We start from the raw sequence: 20,921 nt of genomic DNA on the forward strand, positions 1-20,921 counted from the left end.
CAGCTGAATTTGAAATCCCGGCCATTGGTCGGGATTTTTTTTAGCGTTTTCGACGCAGTGAGAAAGTTACTGTCATCCATTTATGACAGACAAAAAAAGCCACTCGATAGAGTGGCTTTTGCGATTTAGGACGATGCTTTCGTCATCCGTGAGTCACGCCTGTGTGGGGATGACGACGCACTTGAAGTCTAATTCGATGCCTTAAGGCATCTCATCAAACTCTGCACCTTCTTTCTCAATCTGCGGTGGCATTAAGTGCTCTTTCTGGATACCCAGTTTCAGAGCCAGAGCCGATGCAACATAGATTGAAGAATAAGTACCAACGGTAATACCTAATAGCAAGGCTGTTGCGAACCCGTGAATCATCGCACCACCTTGAGTAAAGAGTGCGATAACTACGAATAATGTAGTACCAGACGTAATCAAAGTACGGCTTAACGTTTGAGTAATTGAGCTGTTCATAATGTCAGCTGGCTCACCATTACGCATCTTACGGAAGTTTTCTCGAATACGGTCGAAAACAACGATCGTATCATTGAGCGAGTAACCGACTACGGTAAGCAGTGCCGCAACAATAGTAAGGTCGACTTCGATTTGCATCAAAGAGAAAATACCCAACGTAATTATAACGTCGTGCGCGAGTGCTAGTACCGCACCTGCCGCTAAGCGCCATTCGAATCGTACAGATACATAGATCAAGATACAGATTAACGATACTAGGATCGCCAAACCGCCGGCTTCGGTCAGCTCATCACCCACGTTCGGACCAACAAACTCGATACGGCGCATTTCAACGCTTTCGCCCGTACCTTGTTTAATCGCGTCCAAAATCTGGTTACCTAGTGCTTCCGCTTGTACATCTTCACGCGGACGGAGACGAACCATGACATCACGAGATGAACCAAAGTTCTGAACCGTTGCATCACCAAAGCCTTTCGCATCTAGAGCCGAACGAACTTGCTCAAGATTAGCCGGCTGCTCAAAGCCAACTTCAATCAACGTACCGCCAGTAAAGTCTAGACCCCAGTTCAACCATTTGGTTGACAGAGTAAAGATGGCAGCACCTATCATCACGAGCGACAAGGCAAATGCCGCTTTAGACCAACGCATAAAGTCGATCGTTTTGTCTGCTTTCAATATCTGAAACATAACTAACCCTTAGATCGACAACTTGTTGATACGCTTACCACCATACACTAGGTTCACGAGGCATCGTGTACCAATGATGGCAGTAAACATTGAAGTGATAATACCAATCGACAGCGTTACCGCGAAGCCTTTGATTGCTCCGGTACCTACTGCGAATAGAATAATCGCGGTAATTAGCGTGGTAATGTTCGCATCAGCGATGGTACTAAATGCATTGGCATAACCTTGGTGAATCGCTTGTTGAGGATTACGCCCCTCTTTTAGCTCTTCACGTATCCGCTCAAATATCAGAACGTTTGCATCAACCGCCATACCTACGGTAAGTACGATACCTGCAATACCTGGCAACGTCATCGTTGCACCAGGAATCATCGACATCACACCAACGATCAATACGATGTTAGCCATTAGTGCCATATTGGCAAATAGGCCAAATCGACGGTAATAGACCAAGGTGAATAGCATTACGGCGATCATACCTGTAATACATGCCTTAATGCCCATATCGATGTTTTGCTGACCCATTGATGGACCGATGGTACGCTCTTCAACGATCGAAATAGGTGCAATCAGAGCACCGGCACGCAATAGCAGAGCTAAGTTGTGAGCTTCGGCGGCAGAATCGATACCAGTGATGCGGAAGTTGCGACCAAGTGCCGATTGAATCGTCGCTTGGTTAATGACTTCTTCATGCTTATCAAGAATAACTTTGCCTTCAGGTGTGCGCTTGCCGCTGTCTTTATACTCAGCGAAAACCGTTGCCATCAGCTTACCAATATTCTGACGTGAGAACGCCGCCATTTTGTTACCACCTTCGCTATCTAGCGAGATGTTAACTTGTGGGCGACCATATTCATCAGCACTTGAACTTGCATCGGTAATGCTCGCACCGCCGAGAATAACGCGCTTCTTCAACACCACAGGACGACCGTCACGGTCTTGCTTGATTTCACTACCCGCTGGCGCTCGACCATTCGCAGCCGCTGCAAGATCAGCTGAGCTGTCTACTTCACGGAATTCTAGCGTTGCCGTTGCACCAAGAATCTCTTTAGCTCGAGCAGTATCTTGTACACCTGGAAGTTCAACTACGATACGGCTAGCACCTTGACGTTGAACCAGAGGTTCAGCCACACCCAGTTCGTTTACACGGTTACGTAAAATGGTGATGTTCTGCTCAACAGCATAGTTACGAATCTCTTGTAGACGAGTTTCTTTAAAACGCGCTACGAGTGCGAAACGACCATTTGAGTCAGAATCAAAGAAGTCCATGTCTGGGTGTTTCGTGGTTAGCACCGCTTTTGCTTCCGCGAGTTGTTCAGCGTCACGAAGTAGTACTTCAACACCATCTTTGCCCGATGGACGAATGGAGCGGTAGCGAATTCGGTCTTCACGAAGCTCACTACGAAATGCTTCTTCTTGCTGACCCACCAGCTTTTCCATCGCAGCGTCCATATCCACTTCCATCAAGAAGTGAACACCACCACGAAGGTCCAAGCCTAATTTCATTGGGTTTGCACCGATCGACTCTAGCCAGTTTGGCGTAGCTGGCGCTAGGTTCAATGCAACAATGGAATCTTTACCTAAAGCTTGGCTGATTACGTCACGCGCACTGATTTGAGTATCAGTATCGTTGAAACGAACAAGAATGGAGCCATTTTCTAAAGCAATGGACTTACGAGAAAGTTGCTCTTCTTCAAGAGCTTTGGTGACAGTATCCAGCGTCGACATATCAACAGAGGCGCCACGCGCCCCTGTAATTTGAATAGCCGGATCTTCACCGTATAGATTGGGAAGTGCATACAAAGCTGCAATGGCGATGGCAAACACCACCATCAGGTACTTCCACAAAGGATAACGGTTTAGCACAGCGAGGATCCTTTAGCTGTTTTTATAGAGACTTTAGCGTACCTTTTGGTAGCACTGCAGTAACGAAGTCTTTCTTGATAACTACTTCATTGTTGTCGTTAAGAGCGATAGCAATGTAGTCGTTGTCTTCAGCAATTTTCGTGATCTTACCAATTAGACCGCCATTAGTTAGGACTTCATCACCCTTACCCATAGAAGCCATTAGGTTTTTATGCTCTTTAGCACGCTTAGCTTGTGGGCGGTAAATCATGAAATAGAAAATTACCGCAAACATGCCAAGCATAATTAGCATTTCAAAACCGCCACCTTGTGGTGCCGCTTCAGCTGCGTGAGCTGCAGAAATCAAACTCATCGGAAAACATCCTCTTTAATGTAAATACATATCCAAAATTGGGCTATCCCCCTATCTTTTCAAGAAGCAAACGGTAACTCAATGTTTCATAGCGACTTAAACACATAAAAAATGTGACCGAGAGCTAGGATTTGGTACCAATTGCAGGGATAGCCGTTTATTTAGCCAACTATTTCATATCTAGTGGCGGCACTTCGCGATTGCGTCGTGCATAAAACTCTTCTACAAACTCATCAAAACGGTCTTCATCAATCGCAGTGCGGATGCTTTCCATCAGACGTTGGTAGTAGCGTAGGTTGTGAATCGTGTTTAAGCGAGCGCCTAAGATCTCATTACAGCGATCTAAATGATGCAGATACGCTTTAGAGTAATTTTTACAGGTGTAGCAATCACAATGCTCATCCAATGGACCTGTATCCGTCTTGTTCGTTGCATTACGGATCTTAACAATGCCACCGGTTACAAATAGATGTCCATTACGTGCATTTCGAGTCGGCATTACGCAATCGAACATATCGATACCACGGCGAACACCTTCAACTAAATCTTCAGGTTTACCTACACCCATTAGATAGCGAGGTTTGTCTTCAGGTAGTTTAGGCGTTGTATGTTCTAATACACGGTGCATGTCTTCTTTTGGCTCACCAACAGCAAGACCACCAACCGCATAACCGTCGAAGCCAATATTAGTTAAGCCTTCAACAGACACATCACGTAGATCTTCGTACACACTACCTTGGACAATACCAAACAACGAGTTAGGGTTCTCAAGCTTGTCGAAATGATCGCGAGAACGTTGTGCCCAGCGCAATGACATTTCCATCGATTTTTTCGCTTCAGCATGGGTCGCTGGGTATGGCGTACATTCGTCAAAAATCATCACCACATCAGAGCCAAGATCTTTCTGGATTTCCATCGATTTTTCAGCATCCATGAAAATCTTGTCACCGTTTACTGGGTTACGGAAATGCACACCTTCTTCAGTGATTTTGCGAATATCCCCAAGGCTAAATACTTGGAAGCCGCCTGAATCGGTAAGGATTGGGCCATGCCAGTTCATGAAGTCATGCAAGTCGCCGTGCATCTTCATGATTTCTTGACCTGGGCGCAACCAAAGGTGGAAAGTGTTACCTAGAAGAATTTCAGCTCCAGTACCTTTTACTTCTTCTGGTGTCATACCTTTCACAGTACCGTAAGTACCAACAGGCATAAACGCTGGCGTTTGTACCGTCCCGCGTTCAAACGTCAATTGACCACGACGAGCGTGGCCATTTTTCTTTTTTAGTTCGTATTGTAATTTCACGAAGCCTCCACATTGCCAGAGACACAGTCTGACTCAATCTTAAAACGCACTAACAAGCGTAGCTTGTCGCACTTGAATGCACTAGCCAAGCGACTAGTGAAGTTGGTAATCCTTACCGTATTCCACTGGCTCCTTGAGTGAAATAAAAATATTAAGCGGTCTTTTTGGTAATGAACATCGCATCACCGTAGCTAAAGAAACGGTACTTCTGTTCTACAGCGTGGTGGTATGCGCTCATCACATTATCGTAACCCGCAAAGGCACTGACGAGCATGATGAGTGTGGACTCAGGGAGATGGAAATTGGTTACTAAGCAATCCACCAGCTGATACTCATATCCCGGGAAAATAAAGATCTCTGTGTCACCAAAAAATGGCACTAGCTCTGTGCCGTTTTTCAGCGCATCTTGCGCAGCGCTTTCTAGAGAACGAACGGATGTTGTACCGACCGCAATAATTCGGCCACCGTTTGCTTTGGTTTCATTGATCGCGTCTACGACCTCTTGCGGCACTTCAACGTATTCCGCATGCATATGATGGTCGTTGATATTTTCAACTCGCACAGGTTGGAAAGTACCTGCACCAACATGCAGAGTCACATAGGCAAAGTTTACGCCCTTGGCTTTGATTTTCTCAAGTACAGCATCATCAAAGTGCAGACCAGCGGTAGGAGCAGCAACCGCACCGGGTTTCTCGTTGTAAACGGTCTGGTAACGTTCTTTATCGGCATCCTCATCTGGACGATCGATATAAGGAGGTAATGGCATGTGGCCAATATCATTAAGAATATCAAGAACCGTCTTCTCAGACTGCATTTCAATCTCAAAAAGTGCGTCGTGACGAGCAACCATCAACGCTTGGTATTCATCATTCTCTCCAAGGAACAGTTCTGTACCTGGTTTTGGAGCTTTAGAAGATCGAACATGAGCTAAGACACGCTTGTCATCAAGCATACGTTCGACAAGTACTTCAATTTTACCGCCTGACGCTTTACGTCCAAACATTCGTGCTGGAATCACGCGAGTATTATTGAACACGAGCAAATCGCCCGGCTGTACTTGGTCAACAATATCAGTGAAGCTTCCATCTACGACTTCACCAGTATTTCCGGTTAGCTGAAGCAGTCGGCTTGAGCTTCTTTCGGCTTTAGGGTAGCGAGCGATAAGCTCATCTGGTAAATCAAAATGAAAATCTGAAACTTGCATAACACCAATCTTCTATATTAAGCGACAAAAACGGCGAAAAAATTCGCAGCCGCATAGTATAAAGTGACCCGTTGGAATAGCAAGCTGAACCGTCATTACCCAACGTAAATGCTGTGTTTTTAGGGTACACAATTTAACCTTAGTATCAGTAAGTTTATTTTGTGACTGGCGCTACAAAAAACGACGCCTGTCTCAGACTTAATCCATGAAAAATTCTATAGTTAAAGTACACAATCAGAACGAGTTGGAGGCCCTATGATTAAGGTCGAAGATATGATGACTCGCAACCCTCACACCCTATTGCGGTCTCACTCCCTAGCCGATGCTAAACATACGATGGAAGCACTCGATATCAGGCATATACCTATCGTTGATGCAGAACGTCATTTGCTCGGCATTGTTTCTCAACGTGATGTTTTGGCGGCACAAGAATCCATCCTACAAAAAATCCCAAGCGACCAGTCTTACACATTATCCACCCCATTGAGTGAACTCATGCACAGTAATATTATGACGGTGGAACCAAGAGCCGGATTAAAAGAAAGTGCACTCTACATGCAAAAACACAAAGTGGGATGCCTACCTGTTGTGAAAAATAAACAACTAGTTGGCATTATTACTGACAGTGATTTTGTCGCGATTGCGATTAACTTGCTAGAACTTCAAGAAGAAGTCGAGCCGGACGAAGTTGAAGAGAGTAGCGATTCGGAAGCACTAGACGCGTAACAGTCAAAAAAAGGGAGCGGCTTGCGCCGCTCAAACTTACCGACATTCAGTAGCCATTACTGAACTACTGAGGCAGTGCTCAAAACCAGTCGAAGCGTTAAGCTTCTGTTTTTCAATGATGTGATAACTCATTATGAGAACGCTTAAACACTACGAGAGACAATCAAACGATCACAGCTGGGGCTCTTTATCACTAAGATAAGCCACTGACTGCACTTACTCTCATCTCACTTGAAAGTTTAAAACGAAAGTAGTTACAGAAACGGTCAACAAACTTTATGTTCATTGTGGCAAAATGAGTCAAATAAATGATTCATTACCAAGTCTTATCTTCCAATGAAAACATACAAATACGATACCTAAGCCAACTTAGAGTATCAACTCTAAATATGTCTTTTTCGAAAATTCGACACTTTGTACTCTTAATAACAATCATTGATAAAGTGCAAATAATGTGGCTTATTACGTAATTTAATTACATAAAATGGCAACCATTGTTTCTTACATGGTTATAGCGAAAGTAGGAACATTGCTAGGTACACCTCGTTATCATTAAGATGTCTAGATAACGACCGCACACCTCTTTAATTTGACAGTGTGAAATTGACACTGTGAAGCGCAGGATTTGATTGAAAGATTTTGTGAAAATTAAACTGTGTTTTTTTACACACTAACCTAGGCATTTAGAGTAATTTAACAAAAAAGACACCAAAAGTGGTGTCTTTCACTAGCAGTTCTCTTTTATGCAGAATAGTTTGAAAACTAAAGTAATTCTGAAACCACATCCGCCAATTGAAGAAATGAGTCACGTCGAGATGAACTTGGTCGCCAAACTAAACCAATATCACGATAAGCTTGCTGCCCCGGAGGCTCAACGACAATAAGGTTTTGATTCTCCAATAGACCATGCTCGATCGCCATCTGAGGAATAAATGTAGTCCCCAATCCATTAGCAACCATTTGAACTAAAGTATGTAAGCTTGTTGCGCTAAATGGATTGATTTTCTCTTTCTCAGTCAGCTTGCACGCAGAAACCGCATGCTCTGTTAAACAGTGTTCATTTTCTAACAAGAAAACCGATTCATCCGGTAGATCATCATATTTGATAGGGACACGAATTCTGTCCGCTTGATTACGGCTGATGACCATCTTGAACGGGTCATGTCCAACAATGCAGCTGTCCATATTGCCGATGTCCATCGGGAGCGCCAAAATGAGAACGTCCAGTTCACCATGTCTCAGCGCGGCGAGTAAGTTCGCGGTAGTATCTTCTCTGAGTAAAAGATTAAGCTGAGGGTAACGCGCGTTCACTTCCTGAACTAAATCACACAGTAAAAATGGCGCTATTGTAGGGATACAACCAAGCTTCAACTGCCCTTGCATCGCATCACCTTGACACAAGTTGCCTAACTCAATCAGGTCTTGTCCCTTTGCTAGGAGCTCTCGTCCTTGTGAAACCACCATTTCACCGGCTTGAGTAAAGACCAACGGACTTTTCTTATCTTTCTTTTCATAGAGAGGACAGCCTATCAGTTCTTCTAGGTTCTGAATCCCCTTGCTTAACGTAGACTGACTGACGAAACAGCGCTCTGCGGCTTCACTAAAGTGTCGCGTCTCATGCAGAGTAACCAAGTAATGAAGCTGCTTTAAACTGGGCCATTTATTCATGGTAACTGCCTGTTTTTGGACCAATATCAAAAAAGGAATCGGCATTACTGCTTCATCGCTTTTTTCGATGGAATTAATCTATTAATTTCGCTTTTTTCAATACTACAATGTGTACTATAGTTTGTCTCGCACAAACACGGACCAAACCAAAAATGGTTTGAATTAAACTCTATTTAGGAGCAAAAAAATGGTACTAGTTGGTCGTCAAGCCCCAGACTTTACTGCAGCAGCTGTTCTAGGTAACGGTGATATCGTTGAGAACTTTAACTTTGCTGAGTTCACTAAAGGTAAAAAAGCAGTTGTATTCTTCTACCCACTAGACTTCACTTTCGTTTGCCCATCTGAACTGATCGCATTCGACAACCGTCTTGCTGATTTCCAAGCTAAAGGTTGTGAAGTTATCGGTGTTTCTATCGATTCTCAGTTCTCTCACAACGCATGGCGTAACACTGCTATCGAAGATGGCGGTATTGGTCAAGTTAAGTACCCTCTAGTTGCAGACGTTAAACACGAAATCTGCCAAGCGTACGACGTAGAGCACCCAGAAGCAGGCGTAGCTTTCCGTGGTTCTTTCCTAATCGACGAAGACGGTCTTGTACGTCACCAAGTAGTTAACGACCTACCTCTAGGCCGTAACATCGACGAAATGCTACGTATGGTTGACGCTCTAAACTTCCACCAGAAGCACGGCGAAGTATGCCCTGCACAATGGGAAGAAGGTAAAGCTGGTATGGACGCGTCTCCAAAAGGTGTTGCTGCGTTCCTATCTGAGCACGCAGACGACCTGTCTAAATAATTCGATACCTTCACCCTGCGCTCAATCAGGGTTGATGGTTGGATAAATATAAAGCGAAAAACGCAGCCAATCATTGAAGAAGAAACGAGTTAGCCAAAAAATTAAAGCCCGAGTCACGACTCGGGCTTTTTCTATTTTCAGAATTCAAAAGCAGAGATATATTGATACCCAGTATAGTTACTGAGAGACCTTATGAACTACCAACTTGAAGTCTGTATCGACAATATCGAGTCCCTGCCACTGGCTATTGCAGGTGGTGCTACGCGGATTGAGCTATGCTCATCTTTGGCGTTAGGGGGACTAACCCCGAACGCAGGCCTCATTAAACAAGCTGTCCAATCTTCTTCTATTCCTATCTATGTCATGATACGTCCTAGACAAGGTGATTTCCTCTATGATTGTGACGATGTTGAAATCATGGCAGAAGACGTGCGCACCGCCGCTAAATATGGTGCTCAAGGCATCGTTTTAGGTCTACTTGATAAAGATGGCAACATCGATATGCCTCGTTCTATCCGCTTAGTAAAACTGGCTCATGAGTTACAGCTGGGCGTAACTTTCCATCGAGCGTTCGACCAATGCAAGCATCCCGAACAGGCTTTGGAGGATGTAATCGCATTAGGGTGTGAGCGAATACTCACATCCGGACTGGCCTCAAATGCACTAGACGGTAGCGATATGCTCGCCAAGCTGTCTGCTTTGGCAAATGGACGCATAGAATTGATGGCCGGAGCTGGAGTCAATGCTGATAATATCGCTAAGATCATCGCCACCAGTCACGTTACGGAAGTCCACCTTTCAGGCAAATCAACTAGAAAAAGCAAGATGCATTTCATTGCTGACGATGCAAGAATGGGCAGTGATGATGTGGATGACTTTGCCATTCCTGTGACAAGCAGTGATAAAATTCGAGCAGTAGCGAAAGTGCTAAACTCCTTATAAAGCTTGTGCTTTTAACCAAAGTTCCAAAGAAGAAGCCGACTGTTTGTAGGCTTCTTTCAATCTCGCACTACTTTCTCTTAGGGATTTATGAAAACGTCAGCGAATTTATTCCAAAAGCTCGATTTGAACCTACTCAGAACGTTTCGAGTTCTGTTGCAGGAGCGCAATACCCGAAAAACCGCCGAGCGCTTATTTGTGACTCAGCCTGCAATCAGTCAAGCTCTGCAAAAGCTGCGATTTCACTTAGATGATGAACTCTTCGTCAAAGTACAGGGCGGGCTAGAGCCAACACCATTTGCTCTTCAAGTAGAGGAAAAGATTGCCCCTTATTTAGATGGACTCGAAGCCTCTTTAGAACAGCTTTCCGACTTTTCGCCAAGTGAGCTTGAAGGAACAATAAAAATTGCTTTGGCGCCGATAGTATTATCTTGTTTGGCGGGCTCTCTGTTTATAGAACTTAGAAAGCAAGCACCAAACCTAAACTTAGAACTCACCAGTTGGACCCAGCAAACCCCAGAGCAACTTCGTAATGGTGATGTGTTCCTCGGGATGCACTATGACTTAGAAAGTATCTCGAAAGAGATCGCTAGAGACAAGTTAGCCGACATGGAAGCTCGAGTTTATGTACGCCAAGACCATCCCCTCAAGAGCAATATCATAACTCCTCATGAGGCTGCCAATTACGAGATTGCATCTCTCATTTCTCCAGGATGGAATGACAACTTTAGTTTTGCCGCTCAAATACTGGAACAACACGGATATGAGGCAAACGTCGGCTTTCGTTCTGAGGTCGTATTAGCAATTATTGATGTGGTATCGTCAACAGATATGCTTTTGCCTCATTCAAACTTGTTACCAAGTAAACACAGTAAGCAGCTTAGAGCCTTAAAAGTAGAACTTAACGATCAGCCTTATACCAAAGGTTTATATGCCTACGTTCATAATAAAAATCGCCACTCACCAAAAGCTCAGTGGATAGAAGGGATCCTACGCGAGAAAATACAGCAACATATTAATAATCAGGACTAATGATAGCTATAAGCGTCACTTCTTAGCCTTACGGTATGACGACAGCTAACATCAGCGCACTTTTACTGTTCTATAAAGGTGCTTGATGAAAAAGCTATTGTTACCTCTAATCGCTACTCTTTCCTTTACAACATCAGCTCAAACGTTCCACGTATCACCTGACGTCAAAATCGGTATATACAATGGTGCTGGTATTCAGTTAGGTGTAGCAGACACACTAGGTATGGATGCTGTATTTTTTAGCTATGGACGCAAGACCTATAACACTAACCGTTACGACGAACGTATTGACTCATATCGCCTAGGTTTACAACACATGTTTGGACACCAGCAGGACCATGGCCTACAAGCTGAATTTGGTCTTGCAGACTATTACGGTCGTGATAGTCGTGATAGTGAATCGAGCAGTCGCAGCTCTCTAGGATTAAGCATTGGAGCAAGTTACGTTTACATGCTCAATTCAAGCTTTGGTTTAAAGACAGGCTTCGATTATGACGTATTTAACTCACAAGACACCTATATCCCTGTAGGCTCGAATATGACTTTGAACTTCGGTGTCATTGGGCGTTTCTAAACTGGCCAACTAAAGAATGTCGTTAATGGCTTTCTCGTCCAGATGACGAACATCTTTACCCTTCACGAAGTAAATGATGTATTCACAAATATTCTGGCAACGATCACCTACTCGCTCAATGGCTCGAGCTGACCACATGACCTGAAGAATGTTAGGAATGTTCTTCGGGTCTTCCATCATATATGTCATCAACTGACGAACCACGGCTTCATACTCTGCATCCAGTTTGTCATCTAATTTATAGACTTCGGCAGCAGCATCGACATCCATACGAGCAAATGCATCAAGCACTTGATGCAACATAGTGATGGCTTGTCGGCATAGCGGCTCTAAAGAGACATGAAATTTCTGTTGTTTCGTTGATGGTTGCTCTATAGCCACGCGAGCAATTCGAGTCGCTACATCGCCGATACGTTCAAGATCCGTTATCGTTTTGATGATTGCCATCACTAAGCGGAGATCTTTAGCCGTAGGCTGGCGTTTAGCAATAATTCGCGTACATGCCTCGTCGATGGATACTTCCATCGCATTCACTTTGTGATCGTCCCTTACCACTTTTTTGGCTAACTCTAGATCGTCTTTGTGCAACGCCTGCATCGCAAAGGATAACTGCTGCTCGACCAGTCCTCCCATTGTTAACACGTGAGTACGTATCGATTCTAATTCGGCATTAAATTGACCAGATATATGACGACCAAAATGCATGTCCAACAACTTCCTTAATTAACCATAGCGACCGGTAATATAGTCTTCGGTTTGTTTTTCAATCGGTGAGGTAAATATAGTATCAGTATCCGCATACTCTACCAATTTTCCGAGGTGAATAAAGGCAGTGTGATCACTAACTCGCGCTGCCTGCTGCATGTTATGCGTTACGATCACAACCGTGTACTTGGTTTTAAGATCATTAATAAGTTCTTCGATGGTTAATGTTGAAATAGGATCAAGCGCCGACGTTGGCTCATCCAGCAGCAATACTTCAGGCTCGATGGCGATGGCTCGAGCAATCACCAGTCGCTGTTGTTGTCCACCAGAAAGCCCAAATGCATTCTCGTGTAACCTGTCTTTCACTTCATCCCAAAGCGCCGCTGAGCGCAATGCTCGCTCTACCGCATCATCCAGATTACGGCTGTTCTTAATTCCTTGAAGTCGCAATCCATACACCACATTCTCATATATAGACTTTGGAAATGGATTCGGACGCTGAAACACCATCCCAACTCGTCTTCGCAAAGTCGCGACGTCAACATCCGGATGATAAACATTACCTCCATGTAATTTCACTTTGCCTGACACCGTACAACCTTCAATTAGATCATTCATTCGGTTGATACAGCGAAGCAGAGTCGATTTACCACAGCCAGACGGTCCGATAAATGCGGTCACTTGCCCTTTTGGAATCCGCATAGATACGTCGTCTAGAGCTTGTTTATCGCGATAAAACAGATTCAAGTTTTCTATCGCAATGGCAGTTTGCTCATCACTTAGATTGTTAACATCTAAAGGCGTGGGATAGCCTAACGTTTGATTAATAGAAAACATGATTAATCTTGTCCTAATGTTCGATATTTTTCGCGCAGGTTATTTCGTATGGCGATTGCTGTTAAGTTTAGCCCAACGACCACCGTTACCAACAAGAAAGAAGTGGCATAGACTAACGGTCGTGCGGCTTCAATATTCGAGGTTTGAAAGCCCACGTCATAGATATGAAAACCAAGGTGCATAAATTTACGCTCTAGATGCAAAAACGGAAACTGCGAATCGATAGGCAAGCTTGATGCTAGTTTTACCACCCCAACCAACATTAGAGGCGCAACCTCTCCCGCGGCTCTCGCGACTGCAAGGATCAGCCCAGTGATAATTGCAGGGCTCGCCATAGGCAACACAATACGCCAAAGCGTTTCGGATTGCGTTGCTCCTAAAGCTAGTGACCCATGTCTGGCGGATACTGGAATTCTATTCAGCCCTTCCTCCGTTGCGACGATCACTACTGGCAATGTAAGAATCGCAAGAGTTAATGCCGACCACAATAGCCCCGGAGTACCAAACGTTGGTGCAGGTAATCGCTCAGCATAAAACAGCGAATCAATTGAGCCACCAATGGTATAAACGAAAAAGCCTAAACCAAACACACCGTATACAATGGAAGGTACCCCCGCTAGGTTAATCACTCCTACCCGTATCATTCGTGTGAGAGCATTATTTTCAGCATATTCATGTAGATAAACCGCAACTAGCACCCCTAACGGCATCACCATTATCGACATAATGATAACCAACAGAACAGTGCCGAAAATGGCTGGGAACACCCCGCCTTCAGAATTTGACTCTCGTGGATCATCAGAGAGGAACTTCCAGACTTGTCCACTCCAATGTACTAACTTATCGGCAAAAGACATGTTGTTCGGATACCAGAAATCAAGGATCCGATTTAGCCCAATCTCAACTTTCTCACCACGCATATCTTCAACAATGAGCGTTTTGCTGCTCAACTCGTTACGCAGTGCATCCAGCTCCCCTTCACTTTGGTTTAGCTGCTGGTGAATAATACTGACTTGCTGCTCATAACGGTGAGTAAGCTCCTCTGACAGCTCTCCATTAAGTGAGTCTCGGCGCTGCTTTAGCCGTAATGCTTCCAATTGATGATTCAAGCCACGTATTTTACGCTGAATCGTGTCATCTATTTGCTCTCGAGTCAGTTTCACCTGCTGAATTTCGAGCTTCAGCAGAGTGTTAAGATCCGTCGTAATTGCGCCATCGGGCGTCTTTAGAGCGATAATTCTCCCAAAGAAATCACCACCACGTGTTCTCTCTAAAACGACAAGATCGGCTGGTGTCGTTTGCAACTTAAGTTGTGGTGCGAGCAAAGAAACAAAATCGACACCATATAAGTCTCGATTCGCGACTTTAATACTCAGACGCTCTACTTTCCCCGCAGCCAGCACCTCAGTCGGTAACAACTTATCGGCATCAGGAATGTTATGGGTAGGAACCCAACTCTTCGAGTAAATCTGCCCAATTAAAGCTTTGCCGTTGTCATCTTGCCATTGGTAAAGCGGCGCGGGCCAAAAATAAGTGAGCCCTTTCCAACCAATCAATAACAAAAGACCGAGGACGGATATTAAGCTGATGCTAACGGCACCACCTGTTAGCCAAACCCAAGGTGCGCCAGATTTGAGCCACTTAAACATGGTAAGGCTCCTTCCAGATTCTACAGCGCACTGTATTTCTCCCGCAGTCTTTGTCTAACCCACTCAGCCAGTGAATTCACAACAAAAGTAAAACTAAACAAAATCAACGCGATTAAAAACAACAAACGATAGTGGCTGCTTCCAACCTCAGATTCAGGGAGCTCCACAGCCATGGTGGCAGAGAGTGTTCTCATGCCCTCAAAAATATTCCAATCCAATATTGGTGTGTTGCCCGTCGCCATCAAAACGATCATTGTCTCGCCTACTGCTCGACCCAATCCCATCATTACTGCCGAGAAAATCCCTGGACTTGCGGTTAGTAGCACAACGTACACTAAGGTTTGCCACTGAGTTGCACCTAGTGCCAATGAACCATCGGAAAGGTGCTTCGGCACAGAAAAGATCGCATCTTCAGCAATCGTAAAGATGGTAGGAATCACAGCAAATCCCATTGCAAAGCCCACAACTAGAGCATTTCTTTGGTCAAAATCAATGCCATGTTGAGCAAGAAAAACTCGAGCATCACCATTAAAAAACAATACCTCCATGTCAGTGGAATACGTCATGGCAAGGTACATCGCAACAATAATGACAGGAATTAGCGTAAACGGATGTAATCCACTGGGTAGTTTGCTGGTGTATTGACGCGGCAAGATGTACCAAACAACGCCAGCCAATAGACAAATTGTTGGTAGAGTTAGCAGCAGCAGAAGTACCGCTGGTAAATGTGTTTCTACTATCGGCGCAAACCAAAGACCCGCAAGAAAACCAATGATAACGGTAGGCAACGCCTCCATCAGTTCAATAGTTGGCTTAACGACTTTACGCATACTAGATGACATAAAATACGCCGTATAGATCGCACCCAGCACCGCAATCGGTACCGCAAATAACATAGCGAACATCGCAGCTTTAATAGTACCAAAGGCAATAGGCACAAGACTGTACTTACCTTCAAACTCATCAGAAGCAGCAGTAGTTTGCCAAACGAATTCAGGCTCTGGGTAACTCTCATACCACACTTTGCCAAACAGTGCCGACAACGAAATTTCTGGATGCGGATTATCAATATGCCCTAAATAAGTCATACCGCCGGACAATACCAATGCATACTGATTGTTATAAGAAAGCGCGGAGACGCTTACCGGATTCTTACTTGGCAGGCTACTGGTGAATACAACACGTTCACTAGTGGTGTAATTACTTTGCAGACTTCCGTCTGCTAGGACGGTTATGAACCCTTTCGTTAAATTCTCTGGAAGTAAAGCTGTTAAAGGTGCGTCAAAATTAAAGGAACGAATAGCAGTTAAGTGCCTAGCGTCTTGTTTCACCACATCAAACCACTGCCAAACTTGCTGATTATCATACTCCACCAGTAAGGAGTGAGCGCCAGACAACAATTTGAGTCCAGTGACTTTGGCGTTATCCACTACTGTTAAGTCCACCAGCTCACGAACCACGAGATGCTCGGCCCCTCTGTTGATCACAGCAAGTTCATTACCACTTCGCACGTAAACCGTTTGCGCATCTGGAGTTAGCAATATTTCATCGGCAGAGTCTAAAGGAGCAAGAGTAGAGATAGTCTGCACTGTTTTCGAATCGGAAGAATCCAAGGTATCTGAACTCGTTGGCTGCCAAATCAAATGGACTAAGCCACTACTATCTACCATAGCAAAGGCTGTTCCATAAGCATTGCTGGTTGCTGTTACCAATGATATGACGCTGCCATGAGTGGGCATCCAATCAGCACGACCTGGCAACTCAAGTTCTAGATCACTTTGTCCTTTTTCTGATTGCCATTTGAATTTAGGCTGGACTAAAGCGAGTCTCTGATCCGAATCAACAATGAGTAACTGGTCATTATTGACCGTCTTAAGCATTGAAATACTAATAGGAAGTTGACGTATGGTTTGTTGACCCGAGACTAGAGATTGCTCAACCACCTCTCCGTCCGATGTCACAAAAGCAGCTCGAGTACCGTGGTCGTCTACCACGCTATAGACGATAGGTTTATCTATACTTAACTCAATCCCTTGTGACCATGATACCTTGGCATCAGAGAACAGTGGGAACGTCACATAAGCCAAATAGACAAAGATAAAGATCAAACTCGCCAATACACTCAAACCGCCAAAAGACACGATCCAGCGAACCAAACGGTCCTTTATCAGTCTTTTACGATCTTTGGTTTGTAACGAAAAATTGGCTGTTGCCATAATCTACATTTGTCTCTTTGGTGGCGGTTAGAATCTTACGAGATATTGCCCATTAAGGGTTCTGGGACGAGTTACTAGAATGCATGACGTGCCCCAACATTTTATGTCGTTTAGATGACAGTTATATTACATGCCATCTAACGTGCTGAAAATAATGAAATGTGTCAAGACGCACGCTATTTGAAATAAAAATGTCATATAAAATCAATAAGGTTCACGATCAGGTTAGTCTTATATGTCACTCATTGACAACAATGAGTCCAAAATGTTGGTGGTTAGGTAAATGAGCGCGGAAAAACTCTATATCGAAAAAGAACTTAGTTGGCTCTCTTTTAACGAGCGAGTGCTGCAAGAAGCCGCAGACAAGACCGTCCCATTGATTGAACGCATCCGCTTTTTAGGGATTTTCTCCAACAACCTCGATGAGTTTTACAAAGTTCGCTTCTCTGACGTAAAACGCCGCATCCTCATTAACCAAGAAAGTGGTATTAACGACAACTCCAAGCATCTACTGGGTAAGATGCAAAGTAAGGCACTCAAGCTTAATTTACGATTTGATGAACTCTACAACGAGCTGATTTTAGAGATGGCTCGTCGTCGAATCTTCCTAGTTAATGAAACTCAGTTAAGTGACACACAACAAAAGTGGGTAAAGAAATACTTTAGAAATGAAGTACTGCCTCACTTAACGCCTTTTATGCTTGGTGAAGACATCAACGTACTGCAATTTCTTAAAGATGAGTACGCTTATATCGTTGTAGATATGCAAAAAGAGCAGAGTTCTCAGTATGCGATCTTAGAGATCCCGACTGATCATTTACCCCGTTTTGTCATGGTTCCGGAACAGAAAGGTAAACGCCGTAAAACCATCATTCTGCTCGACAACATCATTCGTTATTGTCTTGATGATATATTCCGCGGGTTCTTTGATTACGACGAGCTTAATGGCTATGCGATGAAAATGACGAGGGATGCGGAGTACGACTTGAGTCTCGAAGTAGAACACAGCCTGCTCGAGCAAATGTCGGAAAGTGTCAATCAACGACTGACCGCCATGCCCGTACGCTTTGTTTACGAGCGTGATATGCCCGAAGAAATGCTAAATACCTTGTGCAGCAAACTAGGCATTTCTAACTACGATAGCCTCATTCCCGGTGGTCGCTACCATAACTTTAAAGACTTTATCGGCTTTCCAAATGTTGGACGTGAATACCTAGAAAACAAACCACTACCTCCAATGCGTTGTGCCGATTTCGATGGCTACGACAACCAGTTTGAGGCCATACGCGCTCAAGATATTTTGCTCCATTTCCCCTATCACACCTTCGATCATATTACTGAGTTAGTGCGTCAAGCCTCGTTTGACCCTAAGGTCATTGGTATCAAAATCAATGTATATAGAGTGGCGAAAGACTCCCGTTTGATGAACTCATTGATTGACGCCGTACACAACGGTAAAAATGTCACGGTAGTGGTTGAGCTACAAGCTCGGTTTGACGAAGAAGCCAACATTGAATGGTCTAGAGTGCTCACCGAAAACGGGGTACAAGTGATCTTTGGTGCTCCGGGGTTAAAAATACACGCTAAATTACTGCTGATAAGTCGCCGAGAAGAGGGCGAGATTACCCGCTATGCTCACATTGGCACTGGGAACTTTCATGAGAAGAATGCTCGTATCTATACCGACTTTTCTTTGCTAACTGCCGATCAAGAGATCGCGAATGAAGTTCGTAACGTTTTCGGCTATATCGAAAACCCTTATCGCCCAGTGAAGTTTAACTATCTCATCGTCTCCCCACGTAACTCGCGTAAGCAACTCTACCGACTCATTGATACTGAAATCGCCAATACTAAGGCGGGCAAGAAAGGTAAACTCACTTTAAAAATTAACAACTTAGTCGATAAGGGGCTGATCAACAAGCTCTACGGCGCGAGCAATGCAGGGGTTAAAATCCAAATGATTATCCGCGGCATGTGCTCTCTAGTTCCTGGTGTTGAAGGAGTGAGCGATAACATAAAAATTATCAGCATTGTTGATCGCTTCTTAGAGCACCCTCGCGTCATCATTGCGCATAACAATGGCGACCCTCAAGTCTATATCTCATCTGCCGACTGGATGACTCGCAACATAGACCATCGTATTGAAGTCGCCGCTCCAGTGCGTGACACTCGTTTAAAACAGCGAATTATCGACATTATTAACCTTCACTTTACTGATACCATGAAGGCACGTTGGATAGACAAAGAAATGAGCAACAGCTACGTACCGCGCGGTAACCGTAAGAAAGTACGCTCACAAATGGCTATTTACGACTATCTTAAAAAGGTAGAGAAACAAACAAGAAAAACCAAAGAGCAACTGATCAATAATGAGCCAGACCAAAGACAGTAGTATAAAAAATGTCGCCGCTATCGATTTAGGTTCGAACAGCTTTCATATGGTTGTCGCTAAGGTAGTGGATCAAGATCTACAGTTAGTAAGTCGCCACAAACAGCGAGTGAGATTAGCCTCCGGGTTGGACGCTCAACAGAATCTCGACAACGCTGCGATTGAACGAGGATTAGAATGCCTTGCCATGTTTGCAGAACGCCTACAAGGCTTTGAGCCAGAAAACGTTCGTATTGCCGCAACCCACACGCTGCGTATCGCCAATAATACCCATATCTTTTTGCAACGCGCTCGCGACGTTCTTCCCTTTCCTATTGAAGTCATCCCTGGTGAAGAAGAAGCACGCCTAATCTATACCGGCGTTGCGCATACTCAAACCGAGTCAAATTCAAAACTGGTGATTGATATTGGTGGTGGTAGTACCGAGCTCATCATAGGTAAGGCTTTCGAACCTGTACTACTAAATAGCACTCAGATGGGCTGCGTGAGTTATACCACTAAATTTTTTGCCAACGGAAAACTCTCCACTAAAAATTTCTCCAAAGCTATTTTATCTGCTCAGCAAAGACTTGAAGCATTGTCGGTTCGATATAAAAAGAAAGGTTGGGAAGTTGCATTAGGCTCCTCTGGAACGATTAAGGCAATAAGGGAAGTCTTAATCGGTTTAGGACATGAAGATGGTTTAGTCACCCATAAACGTTTGTATAAACTTATCGATACCTTGTGTGAATTTAACACTATTGATGACATCAACTTAGCTGGACTAACAGACGAAAGGAAGCCAGTGTTTGCTGCAGGCGTGGCGATATTAACTGCGCTCTTTGAAAGTTTGAAAATTCGTGAAATGCACTTTTCAGCAGGGGCTCTTCGTGAAGGTTTGCTCTATGAAATGGAGGAACGCTTCCAACGCTCTGATATCCGAATGCGAACTACTGAAAATTTGGCCGCCAAACATTTTGTCGATCTTGAACATGCCGCCAAAGTTCGCGGCCAGGCAGTCGAGTTTTTAAATCAAACTCATGAGCAGCTCAACCTAAAAAAGAAAAGTGATTTGTTTAGTTTGCTTGAGTGGAGTGCTCTACTTCACGAGGTTGGGCTCAGTATTAGTTATCAGGCCTTCCATAAACATTCAAGCTACATACTCACGCACACCAATATGCCGGGTTTTAACAGTGAGCAGCAGCGCATCTTAGCCACACTGGCTCGCTTTCAAAGAAAATCGCTCAAGTTACAAGAGCTCCCAGAGTTTAGCCTGTTTAAGAAAAAACATATTCTCGGTTTAATACGAATCCTACGACTCGCCATTATCGTTAATGGGCAACGTAATGATGAGTTATTGCCTCTCAAGCTGACTATTGTCGACGATACTTGGACTGTGAGTTGTGAGCAAATAGATTGGTTAGAACAAAACCGACTTCTCTCCGCTGATTTACAAACGGAGCAAAGCTACTGGCAAGCGGTAGGGTGGCAACTTGAATTCGATTAGTTGTCGCAGCCGCATGTTCGGTTCACCAGT

General features: G+C 44.2%; 17 protein-coding genes. 7 read left to right on the forward strand and 10 right to left on the reverse strand.

Annotated features, from left to right (window positions below):
• Positions 1 to 201 precede the first annotated feature (201 nt).
• The 5 genes from secF to queA form a co-directional block, all read right to left on the reverse strand.
• A complete protein-coding gene (secF, locus tag HW45_RS15540) occupies positions 202 to 1,149 on the reverse strand; it encodes a protein translocase subunit SecF (RefSeq protein WP_038227970.1) in 948 nt (315 codons plus the stop codon).
• A gap of 9 nt (positions 1,150 to 1,158) precedes the next feature.
• Positions 1,159 to 3,015, reverse strand: a complete 1,857-nt coding sequence (gene secD, locus HW45_RS15545; RefSeq protein ID WP_006074800.1) for a protein translocase subunit SecD — start codon at positions 3,013 to 3,015, stop codon at positions 1,159 to 1,161.
• A 22-nt stretch (positions 3,016 to 3,037) separates the two neighbouring features.
• A complete protein-coding gene (yajC, locus tag HW45_RS15550; protein WP_006074799.1) occupies positions 3,038 to 3,367 on the reverse strand; it encodes a preprotein translocase subunit YajC in 330 nt (109 codons plus the stop codon).
• Between the two features lie 169 nt (positions 3,368 to 3,536).
• A complete protein-coding gene (gene tgt / locus HW45_RS15555; protein WP_006074798.1) occupies positions 3,537 to 4,670 on the reverse strand; it encodes a tRNA guanosine(34) transglycosylase Tgt in 1,134 nt (377 codons plus the stop codon).
• A 151-nt stretch (positions 4,671 to 4,821) separates the two neighbouring features.
• On the reverse strand, positions 4,822 to 5,874 hold the full coding sequence (queA, locus tag HW45_RS15560; RefSeq protein ID WP_006074797.1) for a tRNA preQ1(34) S-adenosylmethionine ribosyltransferase-isomerase QueA: 1,053 nt from the start codon (positions 5,872 to 5,874) through the stop codon (positions 4,822 to 4,824).
• A gap of 255 nt (positions 5,875 to 6,129) precedes the next feature.
• On the opposite strand from queA, the gene HW45_RS15565 reads away from it, so the two are divergent.
• Positions 6,130 to 6,600 carry a CBS domain-containing protein gene (locus HW45_RS15565; protein ID WP_038227972.1) on the forward strand — a complete coding sequence of 157 codons (471 nt, stop codon included), beginning with the start codon at positions 6,130 to 6,132 and terminating at the stop codon, positions 6,598 to 6,600.
• Positions 6,601 to 7,362: 762 nt separating this feature from the next.
• Here HW45_RS15565 and HW45_RS15570 read toward each other — a convergent pair.
• On the reverse strand, positions 7,363 to 8,268 hold the full coding sequence (locus HW45_RS15570; protein WP_006074795.1) for a hydrogen peroxide-inducible genes activator: 906 nt from the start codon (positions 8,266 to 8,268) through the stop codon (positions 7,363 to 7,365).
• 187 nt (positions 8,269 to 8,455) lie between these two features.
• Here HW45_RS15570 and HW45_RS15575 point away from each other — a divergent pair, with 187 nt between their 5' ends.
• The 4 genes from HW45_RS15575 (at position 8,456) to HW45_RS15590 (ending at position 11,609) form a co-directional block, all read left to right on the forward strand.
• A complete protein-coding gene (locus HW45_RS15575; protein ID WP_006074794.1) occupies positions 8,456 to 9,064 on the forward strand; it encodes a peroxiredoxin in 609 nt (202 codons plus the stop codon).
• 192 nt (positions 9,065 to 9,256) lie between these two features.
• Positions 9,257 to 10,006 (forward strand): copper homeostasis protein CutC, encoded by a 750-nt coding sequence (locus HW45_RS15580; RefSeq protein ID WP_038227974.1) that lies wholly within the window; start codon positions 9,257 to 9,259, stop codon positions 10,004 to 10,006.
• Positions 10,007 to 10,093: 87 nt separating this feature from the next.
• Positions 10,094 to 11,035, forward strand: coding sequence for a LysR family transcriptional regulator (locus HW45_RS15585; RefSeq protein ID WP_038227976.1), 942 nt, complete (start codon positions 10,094 to 10,096; stop codon positions 11,033 to 11,035).
• Between the two features lie 85 nt (positions 11,036 to 11,120).
• The gene (locus tag HW45_RS15590; RefSeq protein ID WP_038227977.1) at positions 11,121 to 11,609 is read left to right on the forward strand and encodes a DUF481 domain-containing protein; all 489 of its coding nucleotides are present in this window, start codon (positions 11,121 to 11,123) and stop codon (positions 11,607 to 11,609) included.
• A gap of 9 nt (positions 11,610 to 11,618) precedes the next feature.
• Here HW45_RS15590 and phoU read toward each other — a convergent pair whose 3' ends face one another.
• Genes phoU through HW45_RS15610 form a run of 4 tightly spaced genes read right to left on the reverse strand, consistent with a single transcriptional unit; the run spans position 11,619 to position 17,016 of the window.
• Positions 11,619 to 12,314 (reverse strand): phosphate signaling complex protein PhoU, encoded by a 696-nt coding sequence (gene phoU, locus HW45_RS15595; RefSeq protein ID WP_006074790.1) that lies wholly within the window; start codon positions 12,312 to 12,314, stop codon positions 11,619 to 11,621.
• Between the two features lie 18 nt (positions 12,315 to 12,332).
• The gene (gene pstB, locus HW45_RS15600; RefSeq protein ID WP_038227979.1) at positions 12,333 to 13,151 is read right to left on the reverse strand and encodes a phosphate ABC transporter ATP-binding protein PstB; all 819 of its coding nucleotides are present in this window, start codon (positions 13,149 to 13,151) and stop codon (positions 12,333 to 12,335) included.
• Between the two features lie 2 nt (positions 13,152 to 13,153).
• Complete coding sequence (pstA, locus tag HW45_RS15605) at positions 13,154 to 14,800, reverse strand: phosphate ABC transporter permease PstA (protein WP_038227980.1); 1,647 nt, start codon at positions 14,798 to 14,800, stop codon at positions 13,154 to 13,156.
• Positions 14,801 to 14,820: 20 nt separating this feature from the next.
• Positions 14,821 to 17,016 carry an ABC transporter permease subunit gene (locus HW45_RS15610; protein WP_038227981.1) on the reverse strand — a complete coding sequence of 732 codons (2,196 nt, stop codon included), beginning with the start codon at positions 17,014 to 17,016 and terminating at the stop codon, positions 14,821 to 14,823.
• Between the two features lie 283 nt (positions 17,017 to 17,299).
• On the opposite strand from HW45_RS15610, the gene ppk1 reads away from it, so the two are divergent.
• A complete protein-coding gene (gene ppk1, locus HW45_RS15615; RefSeq protein ID WP_038227982.1) occupies positions 17,300 to 19,408 on the forward strand; it encodes a polyphosphate kinase 1 in 2,109 nt (702 codons plus the stop codon).
• Entirely contained in the window at positions 19,386 to 20,891 is a 1,506-nt protein-coding gene (ppx, locus tag HW45_RS15620) for an exopolyphosphatase (protein WP_038227983.1), read from the forward strand. The genes ppk1 and ppx overlap by 23 nt, the downstream gene beginning before the upstream one ends.
• Positions 20,892 to 20,921: the final 30 nt, after the last annotated feature.

Origin of the sequence: Vibrio sp. ER1A, from assembly GCF_000733315.1 — a bacterium.
GTDB lineage: Bacteria > Pseudomonadota > Gammaproteobacteria > Enterobacterales > Vibrionaceae > Vibrio > Vibrio mediterranei.

What these genes read in the sequence shown, in the direction of transcription:
- secF (WP_038227970.1), bottom strand. Translation starts at nt 1,149, where the DNA reads ATGTTTCAGATATTGAAAGCAGACAAAACGATCGACTTTATGCGTTGG.
- yajC (WP_006074799.1), bottom strand. Translation starts at nt 3,367, where the DNA reads ATGAGTTTGATTTCTGCAGCTCACGCAGCTGAAGCGGCACCACAAGGT.
- queA (WP_006074797.1), bottom strand. Translation starts at nt 5,874, where the DNA reads ATGCAAGTTTCAGATTTTCATTTTGATTTACCAGATGAGCTTATCGCT.
- HW45_RS15565 (WP_038227972.1), top strand. Translation starts at nt 6,130, where the DNA reads ATGATTAAGGTCGAAGATATGATGACTCGCAACCCTCACACCCTATTG.
- HW45_RS15570 (WP_006074795.1), bottom strand. Translation starts at nt 8,268, where the DNA reads ATGAATAAATGGCCCAGTTTAAAGCAGCTTCATTACTTGGTTACTCTG.
- HW45_RS15575 (WP_006074794.1), top strand. Translation starts at nt 8,456, where the DNA reads ATGGTACTAGTTGGTCGTCAAGCCCCAGACTTTACTGCAGCAGCTGTT.
- HW45_RS15580 (WP_038227974.1), top strand. Translation starts at nt 9,257, where the DNA reads ATGAACTACCAACTTGAAGTCTGTATCGACAATATCGAGTCCCTGCCA.
- HW45_RS15585 (WP_038227976.1), top strand. Translation starts at nt 10,094, where the DNA reads ATGAAAACGTCAGCGAATTTATTCCAAAAGCTCGATTTGAACCTACTC.
- HW45_RS15590 (WP_038227977.1), top strand. Translation starts at nt 11,121, where the DNA reads ATGAAAAAGCTATTGTTACCTCTAATCGCTACTCTTTCCTTTACAACA.
- phoU (WP_006074790.1), bottom strand. Translation starts at nt 12,314, where the DNA reads ATGCATTTTGGTCGTCATATATCTGGTCAATTTAATGCCGAATTAGAA.
- pstB (WP_038227979.1), bottom strand. Translation starts at nt 13,151, where the DNA reads ATGTTTTCTATTAATCAAACGTTAGGCTATCCCACGCCTTTAGATGTT.
- pstA (WP_038227980.1), bottom strand. Translation starts at nt 14,800, where the DNA reads ATGTTTAAGTGGCTCAAATCTGGCGCACCTTGGGTTTGGCTAACAGGT.
- HW45_RS15610 (WP_038227981.1), bottom strand. Translation starts at nt 17,016, where the DNA reads ATGGCAACAGCCAATTTTTCGTTACAAACCAAAGATCGTAAAAGACTG.
- ppk1 (WP_038227982.1), top strand. Translation starts at nt 17,300, where the DNA reads ATGAGCGCGGAAAAACTCTATATCGAAAAAGAACTTAGTTGGCTCTCT.
- ppx (WP_038227983.1), top strand. Translation starts at nt 19,386, where the DNA reads ATGAGCCAGACCAAAGACAGTAGTATAAAAAATGTCGCCGCTATCGAT.